Genomic DNA, 11,240 nt, shown 5'->3' with positions numbered 1-11,240 from the left:
TGAGTAGATACGAGAAAGCATCGCATGTGTATTGGCGATGTCAATATCATATAGTCTGGACACCAAAGTATAGGTTCAGAATATTGAAGAACAAAGTAGGCAGAGATGTTTACAGGTGCATACAAGTTTATTGTGAGCAGTTAGGGTGCAAAGTAGTCGAGTTAAATGTGCAGGTTGACCATGTTCATTTGGTAGTAAAGATACCGCCGAAGTTATCAGTCTCGAAATTAATGGGTGCTTTAAAGGGAAAAATAGCGTTAAAGCTATTTAGCAAATATCCATACTTAAGGAAAAACAAGTTATGGGGAAACCATTTTTGGCAGAGAGGGTACTTTGTAGATACTGTAGGGATAAATGAAGAAATAATAAGGCGGTATGTCAGGCACCAAGAAAAGGAAGAGGTGCAAGAGCAGGCGCAGTTAACACTCCAGTAAACAACGCCCCCTTCTAGGGGGCTAATGCAAAGCCACCTTCTTTAGAAGGTGGATCTTTTACATCTCATTTAATCTAACTCTAATTGGGCTTTTTCAACACTTTCCGCGGGTAATTCTTTTTGAACAGAAACCCCTAATTCTTTGAACTCAGAGGCCTGCTTAATCAAGTTTCCTTTACCACGATACAGCTGAGAAAACGCTTTATCGTAGCTTTCTTTGGCGCGGTCTAATTGCTTACCAACCCCTTCCATACTGGTTAGAAAACCATTGAGCTTGTTGTAAAAACGCTCTGCTCGGGCGGCTAGCTCTTTTGAGTATTTAGTTTGCTCTTCAAAACGCCACAGTTGTTTTACGATGTTCAAACTGGTTAATAACGTCGTTGGTGTTGCAACTAAGATATTTTTTTCGATAGCCTGCTGATATATATCACTTTGGTATTTAAGTGCTTCAACAAAAGCCGACTCTATCGGTACAAACATGATCACCACTTCAGGTGAGTTAATACCGGGTAGCCTATCGTAGGCTTTGCTTGCTAACTCGTTAATACGTGATTGCACCGCCGCTACATGCTCTTTAAGCGCTTGCTGAGCCTCAAGCTCGGTATCAGCGTTTACATAGCGTGTATAAGCGTTTAAAGAGGTTTTAGCATCAATAACTAAATGGCGTTGCTGGGGTAAATACACCACAACATCAGGGCGTAGACGACCATCTTCAGTGTTAAACGACACTTCACGTTGATAATCTACACCTGCACGCAGCCCAGCGCTGTCGAGTACATTTTCAAGCATTAACTCTCCCCAATTACCTTGGGTTTTCTTTTGTCCTTGTAGTGCTGTACTCAGCCTATCTGCTTGCTCAGTAATAGCTTGGCTTTTAGCCTGTAAATGCAATAACTCTGTTTTTAGCGCAGCACGTTGTTTAAGATCTTCAACGTGGATCAATTCCATCTTATCGCGAAAGCCTTTTAGCTCACCCTGAACCGGTTTTAATAGTTGTTCGATGCTTTCTTGGTTTAGAGTTTTAAAACGCTGAGACTTCTCTTCAAGGATTTGGTTAGCGAGGTTTTCAAACTCTTTTTTGAGTTGCTCTTTGCTCTCTTTGATATGACTAAGCTGCTCTTTAAAGTGCAGCTCTTTTTGCTCTATCGTACTGCGTAAGGTACTTAATTCAACATCTCGCTGATTAAGAGCCGCTTTAGTTTCAGTGAGTTCGGCTTCAACTCTACGCCAAAATTGGTTGTATTGTTGCGCTTGTTTTTCTTGTTCTACAAAACGGGTTTTAAAATGTTGCGATTCATCACGCTGTTCAGCGTAATCTTGCTGTAACTGTGAATGCGAAAGTTGGCTTTCTTGCAGTTGCAGCTGCTTTTGCTCTAAATTGCTTTGCTGGATTTGATAGCTATTTTGCAGCTCGGTTAACTGATTTTTTAAGCGACTTTTTTGCAAGGCAAAAATAACACCACTTGCAACTGCACCTACAGCACCACCAAGTACCACACTTTGCCAATTAATCTGTGCAATTAGCTCTGTAATCATAACGAAAACTCAATAACTTGAAGACACATCATCATAACGAATTAGTACTCGGCAGAGTAGGGGAGCAGGCATAAAAAAAGCCAGCTCAAGGTGAGCTGGCTCTAACATTACTAAAATTTAGTAACCAAATGGGAAATCAACATAATGCTTATGTAAACTGCAATTTAACAACAAGCATAATAATAGACGCCCTAAAATTTGATTAGTTCAAAAAAACTTTCAAAAAATTTAATTTTTTATCAGAGCAAGCATTTGATCTTCATCAAACTGAGTAAAACTCATTGATTTTTCAGTGAATAATGCATCAACAAGTGCTTGCTTATGCTGCTGCATTTTAAATACTTTTTGTTCAATTGAGTTGGCCATAATTAATTTATAAACAAACACAGGGTTAGTTTGGCCAATTCGATAGGCTCTATCTGTTGCTTGTTTTTCTACGGCAGGGTTCCACCAAGGATCAAAGTGAATCACTGTATCGGCCTGAGTTAAGTTCAAACCGGTTCCTCCGGCCTTTAAACTAATTAAGAATACAGAGGTATCACCCTGGGTAAACTCAGCAATTACTTTATCGCGATGGCGCGTTTGACCTGTGAGCATACTAAAGCTGATACCCAATTCATTTAATCGTTCAGCAATGACATCAAGCGCCATGGTAAATTGACTAAATATAATCACCTTACGACCTTCACTGAGCATAATTGGTAAATGCTTAGACAACCAATCAAGCTTGGCGCTGCCAGCTTGAGAGCTTGGATCAATCAGTTTTGGATGACAACAAATCTGCCGTAATTTTAATAACGCATCTAAAAACGCAAGTTTACTCTTTTGCACACCTTGCTGAGCAAATAAATCGACAAGCTTTTGCTCAAGAGATTCTGTAATTCCTTTATAGAGTTCTTTTTGTTTTGCCTCAAACTCAAATTCTTTAATTAGCTCAGTTTTTTCTGGTAGCTCTTGAGTAACCTGTGCTTTAGTGCGGCGTAAGATGAATGGCATGATCAAAGACTTCAATTCATCAGCACGCTGTACATCGTTATCACGCTCAATCGGCGTCTGGAAATAATCTTTGTAATGAGCTTGTGAGCCAAGTAAAGAAGGCATGGCAAAATCAAGTAAGGACTTAAGCTCAAAGAGGTTGTTTTCGATAGGTGTGCCACTTAAACATAACTTAAAGTCAGCATTAAGCCGTTTAACTAAGCGCGAAACCTGCGCAGCATCATTTTTAATGTATTGCGCTTCATCAAGAATAATATTTTCAAAATACAGCGGTGAATAAAAAGCGATATCACGTTTAAGTAAAGGGTAGGTCGTTAAAATACAATCTGCCTGTGATAACTGCTGCAATTGCTCGCTGCGAGCAGCACCAAACACGGTAGTAATTTTAAGATGGCTGGCAAACTTATTAATTTCACTTTGCCAGTTTCCAACCAAACTGGTAGGGCAAATAATTAAAGTTGGCCCTGCCTGAGGTAATTGCTTTGCGTTTGCCAAAAAGGCAATAACTTGAAGGGTTTTCCCTAGCCCCATGTCATCAGCTAAAATCCCACCTAGTTGGTGTCGTTTTAAAAAGTTGAGCCAATCAACACCGTGTTGTTGATACTCACGCAATTGCACACCCTTGTTTAACCCTTGAATATCGGACTTTTTAATTAACTGTTGCGAATGACTTAATTCCGCTAAATAGGCATCAAGCGTATCATCAACAATATTCACTTTAATGGCTGTCTGCTCAATTAATTGTGGTAAAAATGACAGCGGCATTAAAATTTCATCACGTGTTTTTATGTGTTCAAAACGTTCACGGTATTCATTTAGTTGCGCTATGGCAGCTTTATTAATAACAGCGAAACGCTTGCCTACATTAAAATAGAAGAACTGCTCACTTTGCCTGTTAAGGGATTGAAAGTTTTTATCATCAGTAGTGAAAAGCTGCTGCGTCTTAACACCAGAGATCACTATTTTACTAACTATTTGGTGACCTTTGCCGCGTTGTACTTGAAGTGAAAGTTGCTTTAAAGCTTTACCTACATTTAGATCGTCGTTAATTTTCCAACCGCGTTTTGACAAGTTTGGAATAATTTCAAACTTTAACCAGTGTTCATGTATAACTGATTGTTTATTAAATATAAAATCAGTTTGTAAAGCCCCTTTACAAAGCTCAAAACCAAGGTTAATTAATTCATTTACAACGGTATTCTCGAATGATTGATTAATAATCTCTGCAGGAGCTTGGCTTAAATCATACAAAGAACGTTGGTAATTAAACTTAAGTGATAACCGAATAGTTCCTTCATCATTATTTAAGCTAATGACAGGAAAAACACTACGCGCATTACAAATTTTATTCTCTTTGTACGCATGAGGGATTACCCCTTCACCAAAATTATCACTGAGCTGCTGATAGACTCGATCAAAGTTTTCACTATGTATTGCAGGCATATTTGCTAGTAAGGCAATTTCATCAGCAGTTAAAGGTGTTCTGATGCGACCGACTTTTAGCTTGTCAGGGTCAAGGTAAGTAGGCGGTGTTGTTTTTAATAATAACCAATTATCTTGACCTGCGAGTGTCATGCTCAATGAGGTTAGATCTTTATTTTGTTTCCAATCAAACTCTAGTGCTTGCATGGTATCTGCTTTAATAGCTTGGCGAGAACGACCTAAAAATAAACGCTGAGTGGCAATAAGTTGTTGCAGGGCCGCAAACCCCCATTGACCTTTAAGCTCTAACTTACCAAGGGCATTTTGCGAGCGGATCCAACTATAAAGTCGAAAATCAGACTCTAGTAAATCTGTTGGTGTAACAAAGCTATTTAATTGTTGTTCAGTAAGATTGCGGCCAAGGGTATAGTTATGCTCGGGATCGTAATTAGCTATTTTAGGCGTTAATGTTACAACCGATTTTTCAATATCTAAAACAAAAAGTAGAACTTGTTTGGCTGTATCATTCGATGCTTGCTTTAATGTTTTAAGCTCACTAAACCAATCATTAATAATATAATCTTCGCCATAGTTGCCTGAATGTTCAATTTTTAACTTAAGTAAAACTGCAGCGATGTGGCGGCATTTTGTTTTTGAACCACATGTACAGTGTGAATCGACCGAAAAACCAGTTGGTAATTTACTGATCTCGATATGCTGGGTAAATGTATTCCCTTCATTACCAAACATAGATGCATCTATAACACTAAAATCACTATTGTGTTCTAACCAGTTGATTTGACCGTTCTGGTGATACTCTTTAGCTTTACTTAACACATGCGGCTTAAATAGCTGTTTGATGAATCGTTCAGAAAGAGGAAACTGGGTTTCTTGCTCTTGTTTGATTTCCTCAAAGATAGCTAATAAGTCATTTTTGGATAAGTTAGCAGACATAAAGTTTTTGGCAGTAAAAACAAAAAATAATTCTGCCAGTATATGATCTATCGGCGATGAGCTAAAGCACTAATAAGCCATTTTGGACTGGTTGGAGCTGATAAGTTGGTAAAAAAGTGTTTTATAAAACAGCAAATCGACTTAAAACATAAAAAGCTGATTTAACAAACAGCAATCGCACAAGTTATGAACAACTTATAAACAACGAAGGGGCTTTACAGATCACTTTTTTACTAAGATATGTAAGGAAAACCAAAAAAGAGCTGTAAAGGGGTTATAAGTTAGTAAAATAGTGATCTGAGAGGGGAGGATCTTATGATTATTGCCAAATGAGATCATTATTTTACTAACTAAACAGGAGAACAGATCACGCTTTTACTAACATAAAAAGCGTGATAGATCGTTATTTTACTAACTAATTAAAGCTATTTAATAGCTTTGTTAATTGCTCTAAGCGTTTGTCAGTCATAACTTTATTATCTATTTTCACAGATAGATCACCGCTTTTAATGTTGCGCTGTACAACAACAAATTCACTATCAAGTATTGCTTCACGGCGACTAGTCGACACTGGCTCTGCCGTTAAGCGTTTAGTGATAGCTAAAGCGCGTTTGTCATCACTGCTAATAGCCGCAAGCTCAGCATCAGAACTGATTTCGTCAACAAGCTGAGTAAACGCTTGCTCGTCTCGCTCTTTAGCTGCTATGAGCTTTTTAGCGACCTCACGACCTACGTGATTTGCAGTAGGGTAAAGGCTTAAAACTGTTGCTGGAAGATTCTCATAAGCTTTGATTGCATCAGCAATTGCAGTGTGAGACACGCCTTCAATAGCAGCAATTTCACGATAAGAGCCTTTTTTACCTTCAGCAATAAGCTCATCACGGGTCTGTTGATATGCTTGACCAAGCTCCCATAAACTCGGGGCAATGTATTGATCTGAAGAAACGGCAAGAATTTTTGCATCTTGATCTGTAAAGTCTGCAGAGCTTAATACTAAGTAATCAGAATTACTTAAAATACAGGCTTTACGACGACGTGAGCCTGCTAATACAAGCATTTCGTCACCTTTATCCCAACATAGGGCAGGGTGCTGGTTACGACCGTCTTCAGCAATTGCAGGTAGAATATCGGCAACTGACTTTTCGTTTAGAAGTGATTGTACTCGGCGGTTTTTACCGTATACCTTTGTTTTAGCTTCAATTTCAGAGCTAGGGATCACTTTACATACCAACGTGATTTGACGGGTAGGATCACTAGGAGCAGGCATACTGATTACATCACCGGCAGATGCTTTTTCAAGCAATGCATCTAAACTGCTGCTTTCAATAGAGGTTGAAAAAGGATCTAAGCTGGTATCATTTTTACGTTTTTTAGCCATCTTTATTATTAACCTTACTTAGCTGTATTTAGTGTTGATTGAGTTGATTGCCAGTTAGATCTGATCAACATTTCAAGTTCATCAACCACATCTTTGATATTTTCTTGAGCACGTAATAGTGACTCGCGACTTGCTAAGCTGTCAGAAGTCTTTTGATCAAAAATGGTATTAAATGATGATGAGCTGGCTGTTATAGCAGAACTATGATTTATAGGGTAACTCATTACTTGACGACCGAACGCACTACGTACATCTTTTACGATATCACGCTGTGAGTGATTGCCTTTCACATAGTTAGTAACTAAGAACTGCATAAAATCCCATCCCTCGTGACCAAGGGCTGCAACTGTATGGTATATCTCACCTAATCGTTTTAAATATTTATTGTTGGCATCAAAGTCTACTGCTTCTGGATGAACAGGAATAAGCATTGATGTAGAAGCCATTAATGCATTATAAAACATAAAGTTAAGAGAAGGAGCGGTGTCAATTAGAATGATATCAAATTGATCTTTTACCGGTTCAATAACTTTCTCTAATAACTTGTGGTAATGACGCGTTTTATCGTAGCTTGAGCTGTCTTTTAGTAAAGTGGCCGTTTCATGCTCAAAATAAAAATCATCCATACCTGAAGGTAAGATACGGATATTAGGAATATGAGTAGGTAGAAATGCACTTGTTACTAATTCATCCCAGGTTTCATTATCTTCAAGTTCAATACAATCACGCATTAAGTCACCTACAGTGATTGGATCTGGTTCACTTGGTGGGAAAAAGCTTGAAGATGAACCTTGTGGGTCAAGGTCAATGATACCAATGCGATAACGTTTAATATTGGTGGTAGCCAGAGCCGCGGCTATATTAACCATACTAGTTGTTTTACCACATCCACCCTTTAGTGAGTTAATAACAATAACTTGTAATTTATCATCTAGAGTTCGGTGATCTGGCTTGATATCCATGATATCTGCCATAGCAAAAATATTGACTAACGTATAAGCATAGTGACCATTTGCGCCACGTTTGATATTCAATTCATCAAAGTCACCATTGTCATGGCGTCTTTTAAGGGTGCGATTATTACAACCTAGTAGATCAGCAGCGGCTTTTTGAGTGTAAGTGCGAAGTTCTTTTTCTTCAGACTTAAGATGGGCACGGTAATGTTGAATACGTCCTTCTAGCGATTTTTCAGCAACTTCTGCTGTCGCTTTTAGTAACCTATAAGTGGCTAGCGCATTATTATTGATAGACATACTTTCTTCCTCAAAGTTATGCTTTAAGTATAATGTCCATTCAAATTGCTGTAAACAAGTATTTAAGACGACATGCCTTTTATTAATAAGACATTTAATAAAAATTTGTAACTTTACTTATGCTAAGTATAAATAAGTAAGTTTAATATCGGTTAAATATATAGGTATAAAAGGTTAAGATGCTAAAATAGTGTAATATCTAGCTGATTTGATTGAATATTTTATAAAATAGCAGATCATAGTTTTACTTGGTTAAGATCAGATCTCTTATTACTCACAGATCAGCTTATTACTAAGTAAAAAATGGGCTTTTTAGTTATGCACAGCTTAATCACCAAATTACTCACAATTATGTCTGTGTAGATCAAAATTTTACTAACTAAATTAGAAAGTTATACACTGGTACCCAGGTAAAATTAAGCATTTAGTTAGTACGGATCTGATCTATAGTTGGTACAGATCAGATCTATGCTAACTTAAACTTGGTTTATCCACATGCGATTTAAAAAATAGAGATTTATGTCGTGTAAATAAGCCTTAAAAAGTAGATTCACCGGACATAAATTGAACTGAGTTAGTAAAATCGCCACCTATGAACTATAACTTAGTAAAAATCTGATCTGAAAATTAGCAATTACTAGAGAGTTAGTATAAATCTGATCCTAAGAAATTAATTGAGATCGGATCAAGTTTTTACTAACTTAAACATTTAACTTTTTAAGTTTTATGTGTTGTTATTAACTGTCGAAGAAAAATTGGAAATAAGAACAATGAGCCGAAAGGTCAACATCTCGGTAGATAACTTACCCGACACATTACGCGGGCAGATCCACGGGGTGGAAAGTGCAATAGATAATGAAAGTCTAGCACTATTTACAGACAACAAAGATGTGCGAGTTTCAATTGAAAATGCTGCTCATGGTTTGAGAGCTTACTCAAATACATTTAATCATTATGATTTATGGGGACGTTTTGTCCGTTCTGGTCATAAAAAGCTTCCGGTTGAAGAAGCACCAAAGAAAACAATCGTTACACGCAGAATCTCAGAAAAAGTAGACGGCATTCTTTATGATGGCGAAATAAAAATTACACCTGCGGTAGTGAGCACTCGTAAAGATGGTGAAGATGTTGAATATCTTGTTTGGCCATCTGACCGAGAAGAAAAAGTCGAGCGAGCTCTGATCCGTTTAGCTTCTAAAGGTAAAATTGTAAAAATTAATTTTAAATCGGGTATTCAATACGCGGTTGTATTTTCAATGAATGAATTGGCGCAAGAGCTGAAAGCTGTTGGCCAGTCGATGCCATATCCTCAAATTAAAGAATCTTTAGAAGCATTACAAGGTTCTAAACTTTCATTTAGATATTCAGCAACCGACACCCGCAATTCTGATATTGATGATTCATTTTACGAATCGAATATGAACTTTTTATCGTCACTGCACTTTAGTGGCAAGAAAGGTCAAGGTGGTAACGTAAAATGTGTTGCATGTTTAAATGCGTTCGTACATAACATGATCGATAATCTTGAATATAAAGGTTATTACTTTAATAGTGCACAAGAATTAAAGCGTGGTTTATCACGTTGGATGATGCTGCGTTTGTATCATTTATGGCGTTATGCTGCACCGGGTAAAACCTACCATTTTCGACTTTTATCAATTATGGAAAAGTACGGCTCAATCTACTCGACAGATGAAATAACAGAAAACAAATTGAAAGCATTGCGTCGTGATATGACGACAACAATGAAAGATTTGATCGAGAAAGGTGCAATTTCAGAATATAACATTACCAACGTTAAAGATGATAAAACAGGTAATATTATTGATTACACTTACGAGATGCATCCGTCTGACCAATTTTGTGATGAGATTCTTACACTAAATAAGCATAATAAACGAATCGAAATACAAGGTGGCAAACGCATTGTTGAGAATGCAGTTTTAATTGATGAAGATAAAATTGAAGAAATAGTTGAAGACTAATTTCTTTAATACTACTAACTACAAACAAAAGGCCACATAAGTGGCCTTTTTAACATAATCAATCTGTTACTTGTTCTAAGTAAAGTCTATCTACTAAGAAATCATATTCTCTTTTACGAGGGTGGCTTTGTGGTTTTTTATAATCAGATAACGTACCAAGTTTTACATCGGGTTCAGGGTTTATCAAAATAAATGGTAAAGCAGCACTAACATGATATCTGTTCTGAGCCGTGTATCTAACATTAACTTGTGGGCTTACCCTTGTTGGTCTACGAATTCGTAATTTCTCTTTATCACCTAAACTTGCAACACGACTTTGTTCTTGTGCAACAAGTGCTTGCCAAGAATGTTGATCGATCATTCTTGGATTTGAATAACTTGCAGACTTTTCTAACATAGCGAGTGCCATTTTTTTCGTTAGTGTTTTAGTTGCATGTTTGTGCATCCAAGTAAAACGGACAGAGTAGGGTGACTCTGTTTCATAGTGAATTTTACGATAGGCAGCTAAAGTAATTAAGTTTGGCACAGCATTATGAACAGCTTCAAAGCGTGCATCGTTATTATCGATAGCCAACACACAATTTTTAAAATCAGCTTTGGCTTTGTTTATTTGATTGATTCTGGCGGTAATATTTTGTTTATCAACATCTTTAAGAACTAATAAGCCAGGATGCCTTTTAAGTACTCGACTACTTAATCCCGTCTTTTTATAAAAATCACCAAACGAATTAATGATTTGTTTTTGTGCATCAGCACCTTCAACTTTTATGACAGGTATTGCCGAAGGGACTTTTTTCTCATCGTTTATATCAATATCAGGTAATTGATAATATGACGCTTTATGAAAATCAAGCTGTTTTAATTCATCACAAAATAGGTGGGTTAACTCATTAACTAAATCAAACTGACTGCGAATTTCAAGTTTAGTACTCATAGGAACACATCTTACAAATAGATTCCCTAAGTTTAACCTTATCACTTGTTGTTTTAAATACTTATTTCACCCAGATGTTGACCTTTCATAGAACTTTAACTAAGTATGATGTGTTCTTATATATTAGTGCTTAGCATGTATTTTTATTATTTCAACTTAGTGATAAAAAGTGTTTTTAACTAGCGTAAAGCTGAGGTTACACTAGTGCTATCTAATAGTAAGATGTGTTCTTATATATTCTGTAATATAAGTTCGCTATACACAGCAGGTAACTTACTGTTCTATAATGTTTAAATCGTTAATTTTTAATTATTCATAGCTAAAGTATTTGTCAAATAACTAAATAATT

At 36.8% G+C, this 11,240-nt stretch carries 7 protein-coding genes; 2 read left to right on the top strand and 5 right to left on the bottom strand.

Features of this window, described 5'->3' with window-relative positions; translation table 11 throughout:
• On the top strand, nucleotides 1-434 hold a 434-nt coding region (gene tnpA, locus L1264_RS10550; RefSeq protein WP_235403981.1), incomplete at its 5' end, for an IS200/IS605 family transposase.
• A gap of 68 nt (nucleotides 435-502) precedes the next feature.
• On the opposite strand, the gene rmuC is transcribed toward tnpA, so the two are convergent.
• The 4 genes from rmuC to L1264_RS10530 form a co-directional block, all read right to left on the bottom strand.
• Nucleotides 503-1,969 (bottom strand): DNA recombination protein RmuC, encoded by a 1,467-nt coding sequence (rmuC, locus tag L1264_RS10545; protein WP_138556530.1) that lies wholly within the window; start codon nucleotides 1,967-1,969, stop codon nucleotides 503-505.
• A 228-nt stretch (nucleotides 1,970-2,197) separates the two neighbouring features.
• Nucleotides 2,198-5,341, bottom strand: a complete 3,144-nt coding sequence (locus L1264_RS10540) for a DEAD/DEAH box helicase (RefSeq protein WP_235403979.1) — start codon at nucleotides 5,339-5,341, stop codon at nucleotides 2,198-2,200.
• A gap of 415 nt (nucleotides 5,342-5,756) precedes the next feature.
• Nucleotides 5,757-6,719, bottom strand: coding sequence for a transcriptional regulator (locus tag L1264_RS10535; RefSeq protein ID WP_199526148.1), 963 nt, complete (start codon nucleotides 6,717-6,719; stop codon nucleotides 5,757-5,759).
• Nucleotides 6,720-6,733: 14 nt separating this feature from the next.
• The gene (locus L1264_RS10530; protein WP_135926631.1) at nucleotides 6,734-7,972 is read right to left on the bottom strand and encodes an AAA family ATPase; all 1,239 of its coding nucleotides are present in this window, start codon (nucleotides 7,970-7,972) and stop codon (nucleotides 6,734-6,736) included.
• A 770-nt stretch (nucleotides 7,973-8,742) separates the two neighbouring features.
• On the opposite strand from L1264_RS10530, the gene L1264_RS10525 reads away from it, so the two are divergent.
• The gene (locus L1264_RS10525) at nucleotides 8,743-9,957 is read left to right on the top strand and encodes a hypothetical protein (protein WP_063703764.1); all 1,215 of its coding nucleotides are present in this window, start codon (nucleotides 8,743-8,745) and stop codon (nucleotides 9,955-9,957) included.
• Nucleotides 9,958-10,015: 58 nt separating this feature from the next.
• Here the strand turns inward: L1264_RS10525 and L1264_RS10520 are convergent, their stop codons facing one another.
• A complete protein-coding gene (locus L1264_RS10520; protein WP_199526149.1) occupies nucleotides 10,016-10,891 on the bottom strand; it encodes a DNA replication terminus site-binding protein in 876 nt (291 codons plus the stop codon).
• Nucleotides 10,892-11,240 lie beyond the last annotated feature (349 nt).

The sequence above is a fragment of the Pseudoalteromonas sp. APAL1 genome (assembly GCF_021532475.1).
GTDB classification, from domain to species: Bacteria; Pseudomonadota; Gammaproteobacteria; order Enterobacterales; family Alteromonadaceae; genus Pseudoalteromonas; species Pseudoalteromonas lipolytica_C.
Note: the sequence above shows the minus strand (reverse complement) of the source record. Positions and strands in the feature narration are given on the sequence as shown.

What these genes read in the sequence shown, in the direction of transcription:
- L1264_RS10525 (WP_063703764.1), top strand. Translation starts at nt 8,743, where the DNA reads ATGAGCCGAAAGGTCAACATCTCGGTAGATAACTTACCCGACACATTA.
- L1264_RS10540 (WP_235403979.1), bottom strand. Translation starts at nt 5,341, where the DNA reads ATGTCTGCTAACTTATCCAAAAATGACTTATTAGCTATCTTTGAGGAA.
- L1264_RS10530 (WP_135926631.1), bottom strand. Translation starts at nt 7,972, where the DNA reads ATGTCTATCAATAATAATGCGCTAGCCACTTATAGGTTACTAAAAGCG.
- rmuC (WP_138556530.1), bottom strand. Translation starts at nt 1,969, where the DNA reads ATGATTACAGAGCTAATTGCACAGATTAATTGGCAAAGTGTGGTACTT.
- L1264_RS10520 (WP_199526149.1), bottom strand. Translation starts at nt 10,891, where the DNA reads ATGAGTACTAAACTTGAAATTCGCAGTCAGTTTGATTTAGTTAATGAG.
- L1264_RS10535 (WP_199526148.1), bottom strand. Translation starts at nt 6,719, where the DNA reads ATGGCTAAAAAACGTAAAAATGATACCAGCTTAGATCCTTTTTCAACC.